This is a genomic window from Thalassovita sp. (assembly GCF_965218685.1).
In the GTDB taxonomy this organism is placed as follows: domain Bacteria; phylum Pseudomonadota; class Alphaproteobacteria; order Rhodobacterales; family Rhodobacteraceae; genus Thalassobius.
On record NZ_OZ244657.1, the window covers coordinates 3,089,460 to 3,110,494 of the forward strand.

Sequence of the window (21,035 nt, forward strand, 5' to 3'; positions counted from 1 at the left end):
TCAGCCCCTATGCCGAAGCCAGTGGGTGATGTGTTTCAGTTTCCGGGCAATCGGTTCCCGGTGTGACAGGTTGCCGTGCATGTGTTCCAGCAGCAACCCGTCGCCCAGATAGATGCCCGCGTGGTTCGGCACTTTTGAGCGGATCGCCATCAGATAAGCGTCCCCCGGCCGGGCCAGTTCAGCATAGGTCTGCGGGTCAGTTGCGATGACCTCGAACCCCTGTGCCGAAAGATTGTCGACATAGAGGTTGCCGTGCAGATCCGGGTCCAGCCACCATTCCCAATCGCGGGCAATGTCGGGCAGGTCCAGACCGGCGGTTTCCCGGTAGAAATCCTGACACAGCGAATAGCAGTCGCTGACGCCATGCAGAAACGCGCGCGGCACATGCAGCCCCTGTTTTGTCATCACTGGCGGGCGCTGCGCACCCCACCAGCAGGCCAGCTGCGCATCGTCTTCACCCGGCACCAGAATGGCCCACGGCACCCCGGTTTCTATTTGCCCCGCCATATCGGCGCGCGACGGCCGCCACGGCCCGCCCGGATGCGAATGGATAATGCCTTCAAGCGTTCCGCTGGCGTAGGCTTCGGCCAGTTCATCCGGCGCAATGACGAATTCCTGCATCGGGTCTTCAGCCATATTGGTGCAGGGCACATACCGGCCATCACAGACCAGCCCGCAGGCTTCATTGGGGGCCTCTGCACAAGCATGTTTTGCAGCCTGCCGCAGCACACGGCGGGTGAAAGGCTTGGCCGGGCGGCGAAAGAAATCAGGATGGTAAACCATGTCAGCCCGTCCGCAGCTTTCCAGCGCCCGGAAACCCGCCATAGGGCAGCTTGGCATTCTCACCAAAGCGTAGCTTGCAATCGGCCAGCCGCCGCCCGCATCGATCCAGTTTCGGGTCTGCGACCACATCGCCATTGGCGTCGAAATATGAACTGCCGACATAGGGGCATGTGGCATCGGAATAGTCGAACGTGCCATCGCTCAGCGCGCGCCGATAGGCCCACTGGCAATAGTTCAACACCTGCCGCCGGGGCAGAAAGACATCTTCCATGTCCAGCGCGGACTGCAGCTGGAATTCGACAAAATCCGGTGTCTGGTTCGATTTCCGCGCGACGGTGTAGACCTCGATCCCCATATGCGCCTGCGGGTTCGGCTCCGCCCCATCGTCAAGGAACTTGCGCAGGGTCTGGATGCGCAGCACCTTCGCGCCCAGCATGTCATCCAGCGATGACAGCAGGGACAGCAGATAGCTGGCGATGGTCAAGCTATCGCCATCTTCGCGGGCCATCATGAAGCGGATGGTCGGCTGCGGCAGCGTCCCGCCCGCCGCGAAATCCCAGCCTTCAGATTCAAATGGAATGACCATGTAGGTGTTGCCGCCAAAGGTCGGCGCAACATAGGAACCATCCGACGCCTGCACCGATGTAGGCGCGAAGAGATACTGCGCACCGCCGATGCGGCTGGCATCGACCGTGAACAGTTCCACGACATCATCAACCGCAAAGCCCTCCAACTCTTCGCGGATAGGGTCAACAAACTGTTCCATCAGAGAATATCGAACTCTTGGCGAAGGGTTGCGGATAGGCGCCACATGGTTTCCACGCCGCGCTTGCCGATAGGCACAACGGTCCACGCCTCAGCAGTCCAAAGCTTGGCGGTCCCGTCCCAGGGCAGTTGATACTGGAAGGCCTCAGACCCGCCGCGGGCTTCGAAAAACCCGTCAATATAGGTCTTCACGCTGTCGGGCACTTCCCATTGAACCGGAACAGTGCGGCCCAGGGCGTTCGGGCCAACACGGGACCGCTGCGAATAGCCCCCTTCAAACTCGGCACGTCGGACCTTTGCGGCCTTTTCATCCGAATACCCGGAAAGCGTCGGCTCATAAGCTGGGGTGAAAATGGGTGCGGGCATCAGGCACCTGCCTTTTTCTGATAGGTCGAATTCAGAACGCCACCACCGCGCATCGCATCACCCAGCTGTTTGCTGAACATCTGATTGAACATGGCGCGCATCTGTTCCGTGGCTTCGCGCCCGACCTCTTGCGGTTCGTCGCTGTTCGACTGGATGACCATGTCGCCGGTCCAACTGAAGGTCGAATTTGCCTGCATTGAACCGGCCGGCATTGATGGCGTCGTGGGTAGTTCTGCGACCACGCCCAGCTTGCCATTCTTACCGCGGCTCAGGGGCAAGATGGCCTCTGGTCCGGCTTCACCCATCACCCCTTTGCGGTTGCCCGCGAAACTGAACAGCGTTGGCCGGTCGACCACACCACCGCGGGCAAAAGGCACCACACCCGCACTGTTGAAGGCATTGCCGTTCGCACTGAACAGAAACCCGAAAATCTGACCCAGCAGCCCACCACCACCGCCGCCGGTGGCCAAGCTGGCAAACTGTTGCGCCAGGAAATCAAAGACCGGGTCCAGCGCCAGGTCCAGCAGCCTGTCGGCAATGCGTCCAATGGCATCGCCCAGACTGTCGGCATGGCGAATGTCGGCAAGGATACCCTTGGCAAATGACTCTGCGGCCTCTTCGCTGGCCGTCTTGACCCGCTTCAGGCGCTCTTCAGTGCGTTCCAGTTCAGAGTTGATGACGGCTTCAGCATCTGCCCGTGACAGGCCCAGGTCAATCAGGGCGGGCAGCAATTCCAGCAAGCGCTGACGTTCGGCATTCAACTCCTGTTCGATGTAAAGCGCTTTCTGACCATTCTCGACCAAAAGTTCGCGGGCGGCGGCGAGGTCACGTTCGGCTTCGCGGGCAGAACCACCACGCGAACGACCACCACCGCCACCGCGGCCACGCTCCTTAAAGCGGTTTTCGATGGTCTGAAGATTTTGATTATGGGCCAACTCGGCGCGGCGCAGTTCTTCCTCTGTAGCCCCTGTTTCAACCAGAGAAGCGCGTAATTCATCATATGCGCGGCGTTCACGAATGATGGCTTGTTCGCGGGCTGACAAGCTATCCAAATGTGCCCGATCAGTGTATTCGTCCAATGCCTTGTCAGCGTCACGAATAGCTTGAGCGGTCCCGTCGATTTCTGATGTCGCCGTGTTGAAAAGTTCATTGATCTCCGATGCCCGTGCGAAATCTCCCGGCCCCCATAGATCCTGCGGACCAAGCCCTGCCAAGGCGGCGTCACGATTGCTGCGCGCTTCTGCCAAGGCGCTTTCTACTCGCTGCGCTTCACGCAAGTGGGGAATTGCCGCGATAAGGCCCGCGATACCCGCCTGTGCGTTTGCCGCGGACGCGGCCAAGTTATTTGCGGACGCCGCCGTTGCATCAATCGCTGCTGACGCAACAGCAGCAGGAGCCACCAAGGCTTCAAGTTCCGCCGAAAGCTGTTCAACCTGAAGTTCAGATGCCCCCAATTCTTCAATCAAGAATCTTTGTAACTCCGTTAAATCCTCCGTTGCCGCGCCGCTCTCTGCCATTGTGCGCGCGCGCTCATGCTCAGCATCAATCCATTCCAGAAGTTCCCCGCGGCTTTGGCGCTGAATGCGATTGAATTCTTCCAGATATTGAGCGTCGGCAATCGGTTTACCAAAAAATCTGCGGGTATCGGGCGCATTCGCCAATTGTTCCAGTTGTGCTTGCCTCGCATCACGAGCCAACTGGTCAAGCATTTGCTGGTGTGCTTGCTGAGCATCGGCCAAGCGAAGGCGCGCTTGAACCGCCAATTCTCTGCGCAGTTTTTCATTGGCACGGATACGTGTATTGATTGCCGCCACGTCGCGCGTGGCAGCGTCGACTGCTGCATCACCTCCGCGACGTGTTGCATCTGCCAAGTCATCTTGCGCCCGCTCCAACGCGGCATAGTCCGACGCCAGGGTTGTATTTACGCCTTCCAATTTTCCCATTGTGGCAGACAGCGAAGACAGTGCGCCGTCCAAACGCTCGACAGGGGATTTCACCTGCGAAAGTAACGCCACAAACAAGGTTAAACTTGTGATCGCCAAACCGATTGGCCCGCCAAAGAAAGCCATGACCCCGTTGATGACACGCAGCCCTGCAGCCGTAGCCCTAGCCGCAATTGCAAGGTTCTTCTGCGCGGCGGCAAGGGCTGCGGAACTGGCTGTTGCACGAGCTTGGGCGACCTGCAGGCGGCTCAACGCTTGTTCTTCCGCGATAATGGCGGCGCGGCGGCGCTTGGCTGACTGCGTTGTGGCCCGATCACTAAAGACCTGACGCTGATGATCCAGTTCCCGTTCGCGGCGAATGGCTCGCTTCGCAGCCAGTTCCGTTTGTGCATCGATCACTGCTTGACGGCTGGCACGGCTTTCGGCTTGTGCTGCAGATACGGTTAGACGGCGGGCTTCAGAGGACTCCCGCAAGGCCTTGCTCAAAGCTCCGAAACCACGACTGCCCGCAGTGGCAATTGCAACTGCCCCAGCCACCTTGATGGCCGATGCCATTGTTTCGGCACCTTCGCCAACGCCTGCCATATACTCTCCAAGGAAAGACATGGCGGAATTTAATGTGGAAGTTGCGCCCAGAGATTTGTCGACGTTCCCAACGTATGCGACAAGCCCAGTCGTCAAGACGCTGAATGCTTCTTCCCCCGATATGGCCAACGCGCCGAACTTTTCATCGGCGGTCGAGGCCAGCCCATCCAGCGCGCGCAACACGATGTCCGATGTCAGCTTCTGGTCTTCTGCAAAACCCTTCAGTTCTTGTCGGGTGATGCCCGCAGCCTTCGCCAATGCATCAAGGAATTCGACCGGCGCATTTTCCCGAATGGACCGGAATTCATCACCAGACAGGACACCGGATTGCAAGGCCTGACCCAATTGCAACGAAACCGAAGCACGTTCAGAACCACTCGCGCCACCAGCAGCCAATAGCTTTTGCAGGGTTTCTACGCGGCGCGTGGTGATCTCAATTCCATCGCCGGTCGACTTCGCCATCCGCTGCACCGCAGCCGCTGTGCCGCCCACTGAACTGCGGGTTCGGATTGCGAGGTCGACCAGATCACGTTGAGCATCCGCCGATGTCACACCAATAGACTGCAAGCGACGTTCGACATCACGCCACTGTTCGGCATAGTTACGCAGCTGGCTGAGCGCCGCGCCACCCACATACCCTGTCAGACCAACCAGCGCTGTGCGCGTGTTCAGGATTGACCGGGTCGACCGTTCCCAACGTCGATCGATGCGGGACAGGCGGTCATTGGTCAGCCGTTCCTGACGCGCCAAGGTCTGGTCATAGACCCGTGCGCCACGGCGGAAGTTCCGCGTGTCAGCTGTATATTCTGTGACCAGACGTTCGGTTGTCATTTGGACTGTGCCTTGACTTTCTTCAGGTGCATTTGCTGAGCGGGCCAGAACTCAAATGGCGTGGCCCGCCAGAAATCAGATGGGGGCCATTCGAGGTAAACGACCGCAAAGGAAAATGTGGTTTCTAACCAGTCGCGTTCTGATCGAGGTCTGCCGTCAGGAGTGGGGCCACCTCGTCTTCGAACTTTTTTTTTGCCTCTGCCGGGGCGTAAAGGCAGTTCAGCAGAAACTGAGACAGCGATTTGCGCAAGGCAGGGCTGGTCAGCTTCTCTTCGAATAGCACATCGCCAACGGCCTCGATGCTATCGAAGCCTTCGCCTGCCGCCTGACAGGCAAACCAGATGACCAAAGCGGCCTCTTGGATTTTGAGGCGCTGCGCGATCACCAGTTCCAACAGTTCGGTGATGGTGAAATCGGTGCGCGTCTCAATATCGCGCATCGACCCGTAGGAGGGCTTCATATGGTATGAAGCCCCCCCAAGGGTGACCTGGACAACGCCACCCGCCATCAGGCGACGTTCCCGATGACCGGATCGTCCACAAAGGCGATGGTCACGTTGGTCTTGATGACGCCTTCGACGCCGCTTTCCTCTTCACCCAGGGTGATGACGGCATTGCCGGAATAGGATTCGCCGCCGGAATTGCTGTCTTTGTATTCGACAGCGACAGCATCGCCGGTCTGCGACAGCGTCCGCAGGCGGGTATGAACCGCCAACGCAGGGCGTTCTTTTTCGAACGAAAAGGTGATCGTCGCGCCCTCTTCGGTCTGATACGGGTGTTTGCCGTTTTTGGTGACCGAAATATTGGACGATTTGCCCGGATTGTAGGTTGCGTCCCCCTGATAGGGAACTTCCACCATGCCGCCCGGATCGCCGCCATCGTGGATGTGGATCAGAAGATCCTTGCCTTTCACTGCTGTGCCCATGTCACACTCCTATGTGGGTTGAGAACCGGCTGACCCCATGCTGGGTCAACGGGTCTTCGTCTGCGGCGCTGTTGCTGCTGATATGCGTGATCCCCGTCGCGCCAACTAACGGGGACCAATCCTCAAGCGCGACAACCACGATGGGCTGAAGCCGCGCAATCTCTGCCGTGCCCGCGCCGGTGTCGGTGCCGGTGTTGTCATCGAAGACATGCACGGAAAAATCGTGACGGGCACGGCGCCCGTTCGAGGCCGAACCGGGAATGACGCCAAAGCCGTCGATGCGCACATGCAGCCGGGGCGGATTAGACGGGACGTGGTCAAAGACCGGCACATCCGCACCATCGACGCCCTGACCGGCCAGCTGCGCGACCAACTGGGCATAGACGGCCTGCTGCAACGCCCAACGCTGTGCGACGGTCATTTGCGGCCCCGGATGGTGGAACCCAAAGCGCGGCGCATGCGGCGAACATATGCGCCTTCAGTCTGGGCCACAGCCAAATCATGAAACGGGCGCGCGGTCACAAATTTGGTCCCGTCATGCACAAACCGCGCATAGAAAGCGGCGCGCTGCGCAGATTTGGTGATGTAGCCAACCTTCCCGGTTTTCGTCTGCTTTCGCACGGCTTTGCGATAGCGCCGGCGCAAAAGACCGCTGCGGCGCTTGACCATGCTGTCAATGTTCGCGCGGCCCGCCTGGTGAACTTCATCGACCGTGTCGGAAACCGCGGCCACGGCCTTTTGATCGAGGATGTCAGGAAGCTGACGGGCGCGCGCGCGGGCCTTTGTGACCCCTTTCAAACGGCTCATGTCGGCTGACCTTCCTGGATGATCATGGTGATGGTGCCGCGCGCGCGGTCGGGGCGGGCAACGGATTTGATGGCAAAAGGCTGGCCGTCGATCATGACGCGCCAGTCAGATTTCACAGTGCGGGTGCCGCGATCGGTACGAACCGTCAGCTTGTAGTCTGGCGCATTGCTGACATGTGACGCGGTGGCCTCTTCGTCGGACTTGTGCTGCGCAACCGGCCAGACCGCGGCCCACCGTTTACCCAAGTCCGCGCCCAGCATTTCCCGCCAATCGACAGCGTGACCGCCGCCGCCATTGGGCACTTTGACCTTCTCTTCGAAAGTCACGCGCGTGTTGAATTTTTCTGCGCGCATCAGACGAACACATGCACAAGCGGCTGGATCATCGCCGCAACGGAATTCGGCAACCCGCCAGGCGAAATTCTCCGCGCATTTCTGTCAGCTTCCGGGTCGAACCAATGCGCCACCAACAGCCGAACCGCCTGTTTCAGATTTTCGGGCACATCGTCGGCAGCTGTCCAGCCCGCCCAGCATGTCAGGTGCAGGCCGGTTTGATCGCCGGGCAGGTCCACCAGCAGCGCATAGTCTTCCATCTGGGTCACAGTGACACCGTCGACTTGCGCCCAAGCGCCTTGAGCATCAAGCCGTTCGATTGCAAATTCCCGGCAATCAGGGAACGGCAGAAATACCGCTTCAGGATTACCAACGAGCGGAAGCGCCCATTTCTGGCGCAGGATGCAACGGCCCAACCGACCGGTGTAGCCATCGAGGAAGTCGACCGCAGACCGTTCATAGGCCTCGATCAAGCTGTCCTGTTCATCGGTATCCACACGGACCTGCTGTCGCAGTTCTTCCAAGGGAACCAAAGCGCCCTGCGGCGCTTCCACTCGAAACGGGCGCATCAGTCTTTTGCTCCGCCCGCTTTGTTTTCAGGTGCTGCGCCTTTGGCCTTGGCTTCCGCTTCGGCCTTGGCTTTGGCTTCCGCTTCGGCCTTGGCTTTGGCTTCCGCTTCGGCGCCGGTTTGGTCTTCGCCCAAACCCAGCGCCTCACTGACCTCGACGCGGTCTTCATCGCTCAGGCAACCCAAGTTCAGTGCGGCTTCCGCCTCGACAGAATCCACCTCGAATTCGTCTTCGACCGTGAATTCCTTCGGATATGCCGAACCCGGCACGACAGCGCGGAACGGTAAGATTGGCTTGATCATCTTTCGATCTCCTCATGAAAAATCCCGCGAAGCGCAAACCTCGCGGGGTGATTGCATTGCAATCCTGCAGGTCCGGCTTACGCGGCGACCTTCAGGAACTTGACGGCATCGTCATTGGTGGGCGCGCCACCCAGACGCTGGCGGATATGCCACTTGACGAAACCCGGCTTGGTGATTTCGTCGCGGGTCACGCGCAGGTCATGACGTTCAACCAGCGTGTAGGCCTTGCGGAAGTCACCGAAGGCAATGGGCGTGGCGTTCGCCGCAATCCCAGGCATGGCTTCGGCGGTCGACACCGCATAGCCCAGCAGGGTCGCGGGCTGGCCCACGGCCAGACCATCGGCCCAGAGGAAGCGGCCATCGCCGTCCTTCATGGTGCGCACCTTGGACGTGGTCAGCGAGTTCATCAGGAACCGGCCATTGGCGCGATACTGGGCCTTGGTCAGATAGACCAGTTCGACCAGTTTGTCCGCGTCACCAATCGTGCCCGCATTGCCAGACGCCAAGAACTGGAACACTTTGTCCGCACGGGCACCATCGGCAGTGGCAACAGGTGCGGTGCCAAGCATACCAAGCGGCTTCTTGGTGCCATCACCAGCGATCACCGCCACGTCGCGCGCATTGGCGAAGGACGTGCGGGCCGAATCCACCAGCCAGTTTTCGATGTCGAAGAACACATCGTCCAGCTGTTCTTCCTGCGCTTCGGGGTAGGCATAAACGGTCCCCATGGCCGGTTCGACCTCATAGACATCCGGCTTGCCAGTGGCCGCACGGGCATCACCCGCACCAACCCAGCCGAAGCCAAGGCCGCCCTTGTCCACGATTTCCTTGTAATCGCTGGTGCCGACGCGAACGACCTTCACCAGACCGGCCATGACGCTGTCATCATTGGTCTTGGTCTGGATGTCCTGCGCGATCACGGTAGGCACAGCCACGCCAGAGCCAGAACCGGTGGCAGAGCCAAGGGCCTTTTTTTCGGCTTCGTCGGCGGCGTGTTTCAGATCCGCCGTGCCATGACCACGGATGAAATCAACAAAAGCCGACTTGTGCGCGATCTGGTCTTCGTTCGGGACTTCATCGGTCCCGGAACCCCGGCGACCGGCCTTCAGCGAAGCCTCTTCGGCCAGTTCCTTGGCTTCCTTCAGTTCCGCCAGATATTCGGTTTCCATCTTCTGGCGCTTTTCGTCCAGATCGGTCACCAGCGCTTCCAGCTTGGCGAAGCTGTCACGGTCGACCGCATCACCCTGAAGCTTTTTCACTTCGTCACGCAACGTCTGGGTGCCTTTGGCCTGATCCTCGATCGCTGCTTTCACTTCTGCAAGAGTTGCCATGATTTCCTCCTATGACAACGAGTTCATGAGACTGGATGCCTCTAGGGCTTCCAGCAGTTCGGAATAGTCCTCATCGCCCGAGTCACTCAGGGCTTGAACACCTTTGAAGCCGTCCCGCACCAAGGCGCTGACGACACTGCGCGACATCTTCGAATCCCTCAGAAGTTGCCGCTCAAATTCCCGTTGCGACATCGCCGCGGCCTTCACCGCGTCGATGGTCGCTTCGGGGTTCATCGGAAAGGTCACAAGAGACACTTCCCAAAGTTCTGCTTTTTCGATCACGCGGACCCAACGGTCATCGACCTTGGCTTCGCGGAATTCCAATGTGCGATAGCCGATCGACAAACCGTCGATGGCACCAGCCTTGACCAAGGCTGTTGCTTCGCGGCCCTTCTCAACGTCACCAAGGATGCGCCCCTTGACCCAAAGGCCCTTGTCATCCTCTTTGACTTCATCCCAGACACCAATCGGATTGTAGGGATCATGCTGCCAAAGCATCTTGACCTTGACGCCGCCTTTCAGGCTGTCAGCAAATGCGCCTGCCTCAACGATGTCATAGCCCTTGTCGATATTGCCGAAAATTGCACCATAGCCTTCCACGGTGCCATCCTTGGCCGCTTTGAATTCAGGGGTCACAAGACCCTCTGCCACCTCGACGGCCGACTTGCGTTCCATCGGGTGACAACAATCATTCGTCATCATCGTCGCCGTCCTTTTCTTCTTTCGGTTTCGGGTTGGTCAAAAGCGGGAATGCCGGGTCATCGCTGACACCTTTGGTCGGCAGGTCTTCCAGCTTGGCCACGGTCAGCGGCGACATCGCGCCAACTGTTCGCAATGCCATGTAAAGCTTGGCGCGCGAATCCGGGTCACCCTGCAGAAGTCCCTGAAGGGCGATGTCGCAATAGTAACCTTCAGAAACTCTGGCTTCGCCCAGGACATCCTTGTCGAAGGTCTGGCGAAAGCGCTTGGTCCAAGGCTGGATGCAAACCTCGACGTGCTGCCGGTTCGAACTGTAGAGGCTCGCGTTGTTGTGTTCCGTCAAGGCATGCATCAGGTGTGCTGGCTGAACCCGATAGGCGCTGGCAATCTGGGTGACAACGCGGGAATAAGTCTTGTCTTGCTGCAGTTCCTCTGGCGTCATGCTCAGCCGAATGTAGTGCAGCGCCCCCAAGTCCACGGGCATCAGACCACCATCGCCAGACGGGCCGAAATAGTTCTTGATGCGGCTGACAAAGGTCTGGGCCTTGTCCTGCGAATTCAGGCTTTCCGAACTGATGATGCCGTTAGCCCGTCCCGCTTTCTTGGCAAGGCTGGTCATCATCATGTCAAGCCGCCGCGCCAGATCGATGGCTTGACGGGCAGTCTGGGTCACATCCATGCCCAACTGGGGGCCGCGCAACACCATCAAATCAGCGCGGTCGACCTCTTCCCACCGGTCTTTGCGCCATTTGATGCGCCATTTGCCACGCTCTTCGCGCCAACAACCGCGTTTGATAGGAACCACTTCGCGGACCTTGCCGCCAACCCGGTTCAGATAGACCACGCCGCACCCGCCAAGCGCAGCTGCTGCCACAACCGCCTCGATCCATTCCATTGCAGTGAAGCCGTCATCCTCTTCACTGGCGGGCTTCCCGATACGGCTCAAAACGATGTGTTCCGGCTCCGCCGTCGCCGTTTCGCTGCCGTCTTCGGTTTCGCGCTTCAGCTTCGCGGGCAGCTTGGCCACATCTTCCGAAATCACCCGAACTGCGGCAAAGACGGCCATGACACCCAAAGCCTGTTCTGCCGAAACCTTGATTGCGGTTGCGCCGCCCGGCACACCGCTGTCGATGGCCTCAAGGATGCGCGCTTCCACGGCTGATTTTCTCTGAAGAAAACGGAACATCAGACAAGCACCTCTTCCATGTCCAGCAGCATTGACCCGCGCCCGGCAGGCTCAGGGTTACGGGCCATCAGCTGGAAGGCGTTGAAACCTGCCGTCAGCGGGTCAATCTTGGCTTTGCCCGCCGCAGATTTGCTGATGTAGATGTTGTTGCCGCGCAGTTCGGCTTTGGCGTTCCCCAAAACCCAGTTCATCATCGGTGCGCCGCCATGCAGCAGCGACCGGTCCTTCAGCTTGCGTTCCATGCCCCAGATCGCAGACGAAAGCTTGTAGCCCTGTGGCACCCCGACAAGTTGGTCTTCGGTCAGCCCAGATTCCAAAAGCATGTCGACCAGATCAGCAACGCCATAGGTGTCCAGCCCGACCGCGCCATGCGAAGGCAGCAGCCCCATATCGTTGATTTCCGAAATGATCTGGGTCACTTCGCGGAAGTCGCGCTGTGGGTCGCCTTCGGGACAGATGGTCAGGTCGCCATCATCCGCGAAGTCGCGCAGCCGCGCCGCGATTTCCTTGCGCTTCTGAAACACGTCGGTTTGCGCCCAGGCATGCGCCCAGAACAACCACTTGCGCGTTTCGCGGCAACGCCCGATCAGAACCAGCCCGGCAAGGTCATCGAGGCCACCACCGTCGAAGCCAGCCACGACAACATCGCAGCGGCGCAACAGTTCTTCTTTGGTCAGGCACGGTTCGGCACAAGATTGCCAATAGTCGGCGCCGATCCAGCGGTCGGTGTGAAGGGCAAGTCCCACTTCGACATTCAGGTGCTGGGTGGCCCAAGCGGCGATTTCGCCTGGGCCGTCATGTTTGGCGCGCTCAAATCCTTCGACAAGCCGGTCCAGATTGATGGACCGCCCCATGTTGGGCGTAACCATGAACCAATTCTTCGGGTCCAGCCATTTCTGGTCTTCACTGGTCTGGATGTCTTCGGGGAACTCATACAGCACCGGCAGAAGGCGCACGTTTTCCGTGATGCTGCCGTCCCGCACCCCGCGCGCATATTGCAGTTCCGATTTGAATACGCCCGCGGGGGGATGGTCGCTTTGCGTGGTGATCATCACCAACAGCGCTTCGGGGAATGGTAGCATGCCGCCCCGGATCTGGCGAATGACATCAGCGGCATGGGGAATGGACCCCAGAATGTGAACTTCATCGATCAGGCAGAAGACAGGCTTTGCCCCGGTCAGAACGTCCATGCCAAAGGTTCGGATCATCAAGCGCGCTTTGGTGACACGGCACAGGATGGTTTTCTTGTGGTCCTGGACGTGAAAGCGCTTCTGCAGATACCCTTCCGGGTCGCTGTCGATCATCCCTTTGGCCTGTTCAAAGGCCACATCCGAAATCTTCTGGGTCGGGCCGATGATCAGCATGTCCGCGTGGCGGCGCTCATTCAGCAGCATGAAGGTCAGCGCGATCGCGGCGGCGCTGGTGGTCTTGGCGTTTTTCTTGGGAACAAGGATGAAGACTTCGCCAACCTGACGGGACGCCATCGCATCGGCGGAAGTGGCCATCGAGCCGAAGACGGCGCGGACAATGTCCCGCATCCATTCGCCGGCCGCATCGCCAAGCGACGGATTGCCGGGAACATCCGGTAGGCGCAGATTGTTGAACACTCCGACCGCACGTTCCGCCGCTACATCATCCAGCGGCAGTTCAGGAATCGGCGTTTCGCCGGATTGAAGCTTTTCAATCCAGTCTGGGCAAGCGAAGTCGAAGGGCATCAGTTCACCGGTTTCCCGTCACCCAGCAGGTCGCCCCAGCCGGACGGCACTTCGGACGCGCCCTTTTCCAGCAAAGCCTTTTTGCCCAAAGGTTCGGGCTTTGGCTCAGCCGCCTGGGGCTTTTTCGTGGGCGTATTCTGCAGGCTGGCCATTTCCAGCACCTGTTTTGTCGCGGCCATGTTGCCGGTGCGCATTTTGCGCATCATCACCCGGATGGCTTCGGCCTGCACCAAAATCGCACCCTCATGAAGTTCGCGGGAATAATACTTCCGCAATGTCTTTTCATCACACCCCAGAACGGTGGCGATTTCCCCATGCGTCATACCCCCGGCGCGCAGGTCCACGACAAGCTCCTGATTTGCCTTGCTTTTTGCATACGCCTTTCGCCCGCGCGGGTCTTTCATCGGCAGCAAGGGGTTTCCAAAGAGGTCTGTTTCCAGATCTGCAGTGGAATTTTCAGGTTTCACAGGAAAAAAATCTCCGAATTGGGGGGACGCGGGTCTAGGCGTTTGGGGCCGTCAGACTTTTGACCGCCCCCCCCTTGATTGATTGTTGTGGTGATGGCTGGGCGCTCAGTGCCGCCCGCGCTTCTCGATGCTTTGCTTGACCTTGTCGTGGTATTCCTTCGACACGGCCTGCAGGTTGTCTTCATCCCAGAACAGGTCTGGGTTGCCGCGATGTGGTCGAACGTGGTCAACCACCGGGCTGTTGGGTGCCGGATGCTTGCCGACCAGCAGCGCACCCGTGGCTTGGCAGGTGTAGCCGTCGCGTTGCAGCACCTTCAGTCGCAGCCGCTGCCAACGCGCGGTCTTATACCAGCTGCGCCATCCGTGTGCTTGGTCACGGTGACGGGACCGTTCGGCTTCGGACTTTGGCGCGCCACCCAAGCGGGATGGCATGGAACCAAGGCGCGGCTTGGCAGCGGACAGGCGACCCATGGTCAGACCGGGTCAGGCTCCGGGCCGACACTCAACATCATTGGAGCTGGCGTCGTGCCGTCGATATGCACATGGATAGCCGCACCCGCATTCAGTGCCCGCAATTCATCAGGTGATGGGAACCAAGCGCTGGTCATAGTCGGAACCTCACCACCCGCGACGTTGCAGAGGCGTGTTCCATCACGCAACGGAAGGCCAAGGAAGCCTTGCGACTTGCCGCAGATGCGGGTCACGCCCTCAATCATTCCAATATCCATTGCCACTTTCCCCTTCGTCGCAGCGCTGCCCCTATCCCGATTAGGGCAGTGCCACTTGCCTGCGGTATCAGCCGACTTACTGGCCCAGCGGTTATCTGGCTTCCGGTTTGACCCGGCGGGATGCCTCTCAGGTATTCTCTGCCCTGCTGGCTTTTGGGTGCGCCAGCTTCGACTGCAGTCATGTTTGAGGCCCGGACAGTTGCCCCCTATGTCCGCTGCAGCGGCCCGATGCCTTCTCCCCAGTGCCGTTCCCATCGGCTGTGCTACGGTTCGCATCGGGTGCGGCTTCATAGGTTTCACCGGGGAAGCCGCCCATAAGAAAGCGCCCGACAGTTTCCTGCGGGCGCATTTCGTGATGATAGCCATTTAGAATCATCCGGTGGTCCTTATGTCAACAACATTTTGTATCTCCGCTACTCAAATGCCCTGCATACGCCCCAGAGCGCCGCACAGGGCGTCCCGAAGGGCTTTTCGGTTTTTTCCAGTCACAGACCAGCCATGCGCCCCCAGAACGTCGCTCAGTGCGCGCTCCTTGATGCACACGTCATCCACCAGCGTTCGAACAGTGATGATGCGCTTGTCGACGTGGGCAAGGATGTCATCTGTGATGATGACGCGCTGCGCTTTGTCGGGGCTGACCCGCTTCATATCCTTGGCAATCACACTGCCGATAGCGTCATGGAACATGGCCAGCCGTTCGGTGTCGCGCATATAGGCGGTCATGAAATCGGTATCGCCTTGACCACCCATCTGGACATCGAAAGCCTTCGAACACTTGACGCCTGCAGACTGCACCCGCTCATGCAGGGCACGATAGTCGCGGGCCGCGCCAACCTGTGCGGCTGTGAACGGCGCATCACCGCCCCGCCGCGTTGCCTGGTCTGTCATGGTGTCGAAGATGTCACGCGCCTGACCGGGACAACCCGACCGATAGGGAACTTGCCGCCATTCACCTTGGCCGTCTTTCTCATGCCAATAGCCTTCACGGAACGGGGCAAGCGAGCCGCGCGCAGGTGCCGTGATAATCTCAGCGCTGCATCCATCCGGTGCCGTCCCCACATCCATCAGCCGCGCCCGTTCCTCTTGTGCCAACTCTTTGCGGCAATCCCGGCAGCACAGATGAAAGGCCAGCTTTGCCCCTGTTTCATCCACACAGCACGTCTTTTCGACCCTCTTTAGCTTCATGCCTGACCTCTATTTTCTAGATTTTGTTGTTTCGAATGAAAGGAAACCAAGATGTTGATTTCTAATGATGAATGGCGGGGCAGACGGGGCAGAACGCAAAAGAACGGGGCAGAACCCCATAACAATCGCTAGACCGGCAACCCACTGAAAACATGAGCGCAATCCGTCTGGCGGGGCGCGCGGGGCAGATAGGGCAGAAGGGCGCAACCTATACGCAAGACATCTCCCCCCCAGACCCCCCAGAATACGCGCGCGCACGTAACCCGGATTTTTCTGCCCCAAGCGCCCCAAACGCCCCGAAACAGTCACAAGCCTCAGAAACCAAATGCTTTTTCTCAACAGATGGATTTGGGAATTGCGCCCCGATACGGGGCAGAAGTCAGAAAGCTGCCCCGATTTTCGAAGAATGTGATTGTAGGGGTGCGGGGTGCGGGCGGCGGTGGCTTGCGTATGTGCCGCCCGGCGCGTCACAGTGGGTAGCCCTCGGAGTGCGGCGAAGAACCGCTACTTCCATCTTTTCGCAACATTGGCAGACCTTTGGGGTCGCGTGGCGCATCTGCCAGTCGGTCACGCATATCGTTTGTCAGACGAATGCCCGAATAACCCCAGGTCCCATTTCGCTTGTGGCGGGTATAGGACTTACCCGTGGCCGGATGCATATATTTGCCGTTGCGCTCTTTCAGCTTGCGCTGCAGATTGCCTGGCTGCCATGCATGGGCGGTGTTCTCTAGCAGGTAGAGGTAACAGGCGTCGACAAGGTCACGGGCGGCAAGGAAATCCGTTCCGCCATCAATCTCACAGCCAGTGGCAAGGAAGTCGCCCACCGGGTCACTGTCCTTGCGATATTCTTCTGTTGCCTCAAGAACCTGTGCTGGCTCTTGCAACCCACCTTCCAGATAATCCAGAAGACCTGCAATCATCCAATTCAGGATGCCCGACCGCTCTTCCTCGAAGAGTTTGTCGCCCAGCTTTTCATCCCGCTCATGTTCGGGGATCTGGACATCGAATGGAAACAGCAGCGGACGCCGCCAAATACCGTCATCGGTGCCGCGTATTTCAAGCTTGTGGTTCCCGGTAAAGGTCAGCTTGAAATAGGGCGTGAAGGCGACAAAGTCGGAATGCAGGTTCCGCACCAGCATTTCGTCGCCGCCGGTCATTTCCTTGACCTTCTGTTCCTGCAGGCGTTCGCCTTCTTCAGGTTCGTTGGTGATGGCCGCGCGCGCGCCAATCAAGCGCATCAGGTCCGGTGTGGCATCTGAGCCGGATTTACGGTTCTTGCCCGTCAAGCTTTCGATGCGGACCATGGTGGCATAATCGCCCAACATGCGGCGCATCAAACCCGCCAACAGCGATTTGCCATTGGCACCCATGCCATACATGTAGAGAAATTTCTGAATCGGTTCGCCGGTCATACTCAGGCCAAACCAACGCTGAAGACACGCCCGCATCGCCGGGTCGGGCTGCACCCGCTCTAAGAACGCATCAAACTTTGGACACTTGGCGTCGGGGTCATACGCGGCCGGCATCATCTTGGTGATGTACTGAGGGCGATTCTTGCCCTCGATCGACACGACGCGCGTGTGTTCTTCAATCTCGACTTCAGCGAAGCACTTCAGGCTTGATCCTGTCGCGCCCGCAACGCCAAAGTTTGGGTTATCCTTGCGGACAAATCTCAGAATTCCGGTTTCAGTGTTCACTGTCAGCGGATCGGCATCGAGGTCTTCAACATCGCGGTGAAGGCTGGTCACAGCTTCCGCCAAAAGGTTCTTGATGGCGTTGCTGTTGCCAGCTGATCTGGCGAAGGCCTTGTGGCGCTGCCTGGTCGACCCGCGTCCCCAGAGTTCAGAGTTCAACTTATCCTTTTCCGCCACCAGATTCTGGCGCTTTTCGATGCGCTCTTCGTCGGATAGGTCGACAAATGTCTGGTCGAAATCTCGCAAGTCGACACGAATGGTTTCTAGGCGGTCGACCCGGCGCTGTTCAGCCGAATTCAGCTGAAGGTGGGGAATTTCCTTCTCGATGCGCTCATGAATCGTCTGCGCATGACGGCGCACGTCAATGCCGTCTGGGTCCAGCTTCCAACGCTTGCCATCCCAGATGTGCCACCCGACGCGGGGGACAAACATGGCATCATCGCCGCAATAGAGCGCGAACCGCTGCCCATTGCCCGTATCGTTCAAGGGCAGCTTGGCCCCATCCATTTCGGGCATCGGCAAGTCCGGGGTGCGGGGCGGCGGTCCATCATCGCCATAGGACGGCCCGCCGAAACGGCCATCATCAGGCGGTGTCAGACCATCGGCAGGGGTGACATCCTCTGCCGCGTCAAATTTGCCTCTGACATCCTCGATGTTGCCTGTCATCCTCGCCCCGTTCAGTTCTTATCGCCCGCCGCGACAGCGGCTTGGACACGGTCCAAGATCCACGCGACCACGGGCACGGCCATTGAATTGCCGTATGCTTTGTATTGGGGGCCGTCCGCGGCGGGCCGACCCCGGTATGTGATTTGACAATGATTGTCTTCGAAGCCCTGCAGTCGGGCGCATTCCACCGGCGTCAGACGGCGAACAATCGGACCCGCTTGCACGTAGCTGCGCGATGATCCGCCAGAGGCCGCGCGCAGGTTGGCCGTATCGTGCGGCCCTTCGGGCAATGCCCCCCCCTCGCGGCCTCTCAGATCAAAGGCAATGACCGGGTCCTGGTCGCCCTTGTCTGCATCGGCGGTCAGGGGCGGGAAAACTTGTGACGGCGCGCCATCCTTGCCGCGCGTGTAGTGTGACGGCTTGAAGGCCACGGCCTGTGGCTGGGTGCGGGCTTCCAGCGTGAAAGCTGTGTCATCATCCCGAACGCCTTTGCCATCCGGCCCGGCATCGGGGTTTTCGGACACGGCACGTTCCTGAATGGCCACAGCCGCATGACCGCCGCCATTGGTGTGCGATCCGGCATGACCCATGGCGCGCAGCGGCGGCGCGACTGTGTCGTGTTGGACCTCTGTTCCCTTGCAATCGAAGGCGACCATGTTCTGGGTTTCATCGCCCGCTGGTCCACCCAGACCCTTGGCCCATTTCGCGGTCACGGTGCCTGCCACATCGCCATGGTGCCCCTGCACAGCAAGGGAATTTGGGTTCATTCCTGAGCCGCGGCGGCGACCAATGCCTGCATCAAGAGTTTGGGCAGGCTCTTCCCCCGTTTCTCTGCGCGGCGCAGAATTCCCCTGCAGGCCTTGGCGCTCAAATAATATTTGCGCGGGATCGACCCGGTTTCCAAAGTCGATGACAACGAACACACGGCGGCGTCGTTGGGCCACTCCGAAATATTGAGCGTCCCGAACGATCCATGCCGCCCGTGCGAAAGGCCCGGCAACCATACCTGCGCATGGCCATTTGGGGCTGTGGAAGGGTTTGCGGTACTTCCGGCGCCCTCTGTCACGCCAACGTCTTCGACGGTTCCATGCCCAGTGATCTGTGCTTCGACCGCGCGGCGGGCGGGCAGCTGGAATGAGGGGACCATCTGACCCAACAGCCGCTCCCAAGAAACATCCGAAAGCGTTGGACTTGTCGCTGAGGACGCCTGGGACGTTTTCCCAGAGGACAACAAGCTGTCCATCATGTCTAGCTGCGACGATGTCATGCATGATCTCCACAAATTTCAGGGTCAGGTTGCCGCGAGCATCTTTCAGGCCACGCCGCAAGCCAGCGACCGAAAACGACTGGCAGGGCGTCCCCGCCACAATCAGTTCGGGCAAGGGTATTCCGTAGTCTTGCCAAATCTCTGGCGTAACTTCGGTCATATCCCCCCACAGAAGGGGTTCACCCTGGAAGTGATCATTGTCTTCATCGCCGGGTTCGCGGTAGCCGAACCGCTCTGCCAACACGGCGCGGGGGAACGGCTCAATCTCCGACGCAAAGCGCCAGTCAACCCAAGGGGCCGCAGCTTCAGGGGCACCGATGCCGGAACAGAAGGTCGCGCCGATCATGCTGAACCCTTGGGGGTCGAGGTCAGAAAACTGCCACGTTCCAACAGTCGAAACATCGCTTTGCGACGGCGATCCACTTGCGCCGGCGGATTGCCCTGAGCCTTGGTCATCTTTGCCGTAGCATCGAGCAACGAAACCGTTGCCTTTTGATCGACATGGCCCAAAGCACCCGCGCTGATGTCAAAGACCATCAGCATCAGTGACCAATAATTGATGCCGGTAGCGGCAGAGTAAGCATGCAAAAAGTGCGCAAGACTGTCTTCCAACTGGTTGATGATTTCATCATCGTCAGGGCCGATTTCGAATGGCTTAGACATCATCACCCCCTTCATCATCAGGGGATGCACCCATCAGCACATCATTCAGGTCGACACCTTTGCCTGCGTGAACGATTTTGCCTTCAAGGCCGGGATGCAGGGCCATGGCCCGGCGCAGCCCACATTCCAGCTTGGCGCGCGTCATCTTAGGGTCGCTGTCGCCATCCATGATGAACACCAGTCGCTTCACCCAGGACGGCGGGACAAAGGCGTCGGAGTCGCTCATGTCCGGCAGGCCGGAATAGCGCTGGCCCTTCATCTTCTGCATCCGGCCAGACATGTTGCCCAAATCCACACCGGCCCAATAGGCAGCGTTCGGGAACGGGTCGGCGACCATCGCCGTCAGCGTCGTTTCGATCCCTTCGCCCATGACCAGCGTGTCAGCGCCTTCAGGGGTGTGCAGGCGAATGGCGCCACCTTGTTTCGATCCCAAGACCTTTTTCGAAACCTTGGCTTCGCCGTCATGCCAAATCTTGGCTTTACCGTGCGGCGGATTAGGGTCGATCCATGTTCGATGCACAGCGGTCAGCTGATTGCGTCGGTTCAGGATTTCCGCAACCATCGCCGGGCCGGTATGAATTGCCTCATAGCGACCATTGATCTTGACCAGATAAGGCAGCTTCGAAACAAAGCGCAGCGCCATCGGAATGCGCGGCAGTGCTTCAGGTGTGATGCCGCGCGCCTTCAGATATGTCGGAACAACACCTAGGTTCCCATCACGCGCGTTCGCCCAAAGGCTTCGTGCATTCGCAATGGCCTTCCGGCGAAACTTTGCAGATTGCTGTTCCTGTTCTCTCGCTTGCCGTTCAACCTTTTGCTTTGCAGCGTCTTGGCGTTTCTGGCGCGCGCGCCGCTGCTCTTCGGTTTCTTCCTTCGGCTTATCGCCGCGCAAGATGGTCAACGCCTCTGGAAAACTGCACTGCTCTACAAACTGCACCAATGAAATTTGATCGCCGCCGCCATCGGGACACTTTCGGCACAGCCACTGATTGGTGCGCAGATTTATGTTGAATCGATCCACAGGGCCTGACTTCGGATCATGACCACTGGCGCCGCAGATTGGGCACGGGCCAGACAATTCCCAGCCGTTGCGCCGCAAACCCGCGATGCCAAGACGGTCAATGACCTCCGACATTGAAATCGCCTTGGCTTCCATCAGGCGTGGGTCATCTGGAAAACTCATGGCCAAACTACCCCCATCTGAATAGCTTCGACCCCAAACCCAGA

The 21,035-nt window shown here is 59.1% G+C and carries 24 protein-coding genes and 1 pseudogene; all 25 read right to left on the minus strand.

The features are described 5' to 3' along the window. The 25 genes and pseudogenes from ACOQOQ_RS15235 to ACOQOQ_RS15355 all read right to left on the minus strand — a co-directional run bounded on the left by ACOQOQ_RS15235 (position 1) and on the right by ACOQOQ_RS15355 (position 20,964). Positions 1 to 783 (minus strand): C40 family peptidase, encoded by a 783-nt coding sequence (locus ACOQOQ_RS15235; RefSeq protein WP_420567837.1) that lies wholly within the window; start codon positions 781 to 783, stop codon positions 1 to 3. Between the two features lies 1 nt (position 784). Beyond that, positions 785 to 1,549, minus strand: coding sequence for a phage minor tail protein L (locus tag ACOQOQ_RS15240; protein ID WP_420567838.1), 765 nt, complete (start codon positions 1,547 to 1,549; stop codon positions 785 to 787). After that, positions 1,549 to 1,914, minus strand: coding sequence for a phage tail protein (locus ACOQOQ_RS15245; RefSeq protein WP_420567839.1), 366 nt, complete (start codon positions 1,912 to 1,914; stop codon positions 1,549 to 1,551). Before ACOQOQ_RS15245 ends, ACOQOQ_RS15240 begins: the two co-directional genes overlap by 1 nt. Beyond that, positions 1,914 to 5,273 carry a tape measure protein gene (locus ACOQOQ_RS15250; protein ID WP_420567840.1) on the minus strand — a complete coding sequence of 1,120 codons (3,360 nt, stop codon included), beginning with the start codon at positions 5,271 to 5,273 and terminating at the stop codon, positions 1,914 to 1,916. Before ACOQOQ_RS15250 ends, ACOQOQ_RS15245 begins: the two co-directional genes overlap by 1 nt. A 124-nt stretch (positions 5,274 to 5,397) precedes the next feature. Beyond that, positions 5,398 to 5,733, minus strand: a complete 336-nt coding sequence (locus ACOQOQ_RS15255) for a hypothetical protein (protein ID WP_420567841.1) — start codon at positions 5,731 to 5,733, stop codon at positions 5,398 to 5,400. 47 nt (positions 5,734 to 5,780) lie between these two features. Beyond that, the gene (locus ACOQOQ_RS15260) at positions 5,781 to 6,197 is read right to left on the minus strand and encodes a phage tail protein (protein ID WP_224826286.1); all 417 of its coding nucleotides are present in this window, start codon (positions 6,195 to 6,197) and stop codon (positions 5,781 to 5,783) included. Between the two features lies 1 nt (position 6,198). After that, positions 6,199 to 6,618 (minus strand): tail completion protein gp17, encoded by a 420-nt coding sequence (gene gp17 / locus ACOQOQ_RS15265; RefSeq protein WP_420567842.1) that lies wholly within the window; start codon positions 6,616 to 6,618, stop codon positions 6,199 to 6,201. Beyond that, on the minus strand, positions 6,615 to 7,004 hold the full coding sequence (locus ACOQOQ_RS15270) for an HK97-gp10 family putative phage morphogenesis protein (RefSeq protein WP_420567843.1): 390 nt from the start codon (positions 7,002 to 7,004) through the stop codon (positions 6,615 to 6,617). The genes gp17 and ACOQOQ_RS15270 overlap by 4 nt, the downstream gene beginning before the upstream one ends. Continuing rightward, positions 7,001 to 7,357 carry a phage head closure protein gene (locus ACOQOQ_RS15275; protein ID WP_420567844.1) on the minus strand — a complete coding sequence of 119 codons (357 nt, stop codon included), beginning with the start codon at positions 7,355 to 7,357 and terminating at the stop codon, positions 7,001 to 7,003. The genes ACOQOQ_RS15270 and ACOQOQ_RS15275 overlap by 4 nt, the downstream gene beginning before the upstream one ends. After that, a complete protein-coding gene (locus ACOQOQ_RS15280; RefSeq protein WP_420567845.1) occupies positions 7,357 to 7,905 on the minus strand; it encodes a head-tail connector protein in 549 nt (182 codons plus the stop codon). The genes ACOQOQ_RS15275 and ACOQOQ_RS15280 overlap by 1 nt, the downstream gene beginning before the upstream one ends. Beyond that, a complete protein-coding gene (locus ACOQOQ_RS15285; RefSeq protein WP_420567846.1) occupies positions 7,905 to 8,207 on the minus strand; it encodes a hypothetical protein in 303 nt (100 codons plus the stop codon). The genes ACOQOQ_RS15280 and ACOQOQ_RS15285 overlap by 1 nt, the downstream gene beginning before the upstream one ends. Positions 8,208 to 8,284: 77 nt before the next feature. Beyond that, the gene (locus tag ACOQOQ_RS15290) at positions 8,285 to 9,538 is read right to left on the minus strand and encodes a phage major capsid protein (RefSeq protein ID WP_420567847.1); all 1,254 of its coding nucleotides are present in this window, start codon (positions 9,536 to 9,538) and stop codon (positions 8,285 to 8,287) included. Positions 9,539 to 9,547: 9 nt separating this feature from the next. Further along, a complete protein-coding gene (locus tag ACOQOQ_RS15295; protein WP_420567848.1) occupies positions 9,548 to 10,240 on the minus strand; it encodes an HK97 family phage prohead protease in 693 nt (230 codons plus the stop codon). Further along, a complete protein-coding gene (locus tag ACOQOQ_RS15300) occupies positions 10,227 to 11,423 on the minus strand; it encodes a phage portal protein (RefSeq protein ID WP_420567849.1) in 1,197 nt (398 codons plus the stop codon). The genes ACOQOQ_RS15295 and ACOQOQ_RS15300 overlap by 14 nt, the downstream gene beginning before the upstream one ends. Next, positions 11,423 to 13,138, minus strand: a complete 1,716-nt coding sequence (locus tag ACOQOQ_RS15305; protein WP_420567850.1) for a terminase large subunit — start codon at positions 13,136 to 13,138, stop codon at positions 11,423 to 11,425. The genes ACOQOQ_RS15300 and ACOQOQ_RS15305 overlap by 1 nt, the downstream gene beginning before the upstream one ends. Further along, positions 13,138 to 13,482, minus strand: a complete 345-nt coding sequence (locus ACOQOQ_RS15310; RefSeq protein WP_420567851.1) for a hypothetical protein — start codon at positions 13,480 to 13,482, stop codon at positions 13,138 to 13,140. Before ACOQOQ_RS15310 ends, ACOQOQ_RS15305 begins: the two co-directional genes overlap by 1 nt. Before the next feature lie 228 nt (positions 13,483 to 13,710). Continuing rightward, the gene (locus tag ACOQOQ_RS15315; RefSeq protein ID WP_420567852.1) at positions 13,711 to 14,037 is read right to left on the minus strand and encodes an HNH endonuclease; all 327 of its coding nucleotides are present in this window, start codon (positions 14,035 to 14,037) and stop codon (positions 13,711 to 13,713) included. A 41-nt stretch (positions 14,038 to 14,078) separates the two neighbouring features. Then, positions 14,079 to 14,333: a hypothetical protein gene (locus tag ACOQOQ_RS15320; RefSeq protein WP_420567853.1), complete on the minus strand. Its 255-nt coding sequence runs from the start codon at positions 14,331 to 14,333 to the stop codon at positions 14,079 to 14,081. Between the two features lie 417 nt (positions 14,334 to 14,750). Further along, the gene (locus ACOQOQ_RS15325; RefSeq protein WP_420567854.1) at positions 14,751 to 15,518 is read right to left on the minus strand and encodes a hypothetical protein; all 768 of its coding nucleotides are present in this window, start codon (positions 15,516 to 15,518) and stop codon (positions 14,751 to 14,753) included. A 467-nt stretch (positions 15,519 to 15,985) separates the two neighbouring features. After that, on the minus strand, positions 15,986 to 17,878 hold the full coding sequence (locus tag ACOQOQ_RS15330) for a DNA primase family protein (RefSeq protein ID WP_420567855.1): 1,893 nt from the start codon (positions 17,876 to 17,878) through the stop codon (positions 15,986 to 15,988). Positions 17,879 to 17,889: 11 nt separating this feature from the next. Beyond that, on the minus strand, positions 17,890 to 18,645 hold the full coding sequence (locus ACOQOQ_RS15335; RefSeq protein ID WP_420569783.1) for a DNA cytosine methyltransferase: 756 nt from the start codon (positions 18,643 to 18,645) through the stop codon (positions 17,890 to 17,892). Next, positions 18,642 to 19,145 carry a hypothetical protein gene (locus ACOQOQ_RS15340; RefSeq protein WP_420569795.1) on the minus strand — a complete coding sequence of 168 codons (504 nt, stop codon included), beginning with the start codon at positions 19,143 to 19,145 and terminating at the stop codon, positions 18,642 to 18,644. The genes ACOQOQ_RS15335 and ACOQOQ_RS15340 overlap by 4 nt, the downstream gene beginning before the upstream one ends. Beyond that, positions 19,126 to 19,491, minus strand: a pseudogene (locus ACOQOQ_RS15345) (DNA cytosine methyltransferase); the annotation flags it as partial. The pseudogene ACOQOQ_RS15345 and the gene ACOQOQ_RS15340, both read right to left, overlap by 20 nt. Beyond that, positions 19,488 to 19,808: a hypothetical protein gene (locus tag ACOQOQ_RS15350; RefSeq protein ID WP_420567856.1), complete on the minus strand. Its 321-nt coding sequence runs from the start codon at positions 19,806 to 19,808 to the stop codon at positions 19,488 to 19,490. The gene ACOQOQ_RS15350 and the pseudogene ACOQOQ_RS15345, both read right to left, overlap by 4 nt. Next, positions 19,801 to 20,964, minus strand: coding sequence for a DUF7146 domain-containing protein (locus ACOQOQ_RS15355; protein WP_420567857.1), 1,164 nt, complete (start codon positions 20,962 to 20,964; stop codon positions 19,801 to 19,803). Before ACOQOQ_RS15355 ends, ACOQOQ_RS15350 begins: the two co-directional genes overlap by 8 nt. Between the last annotated feature and the right edge of the window lie 71 nt (positions 20,965 to 21,035).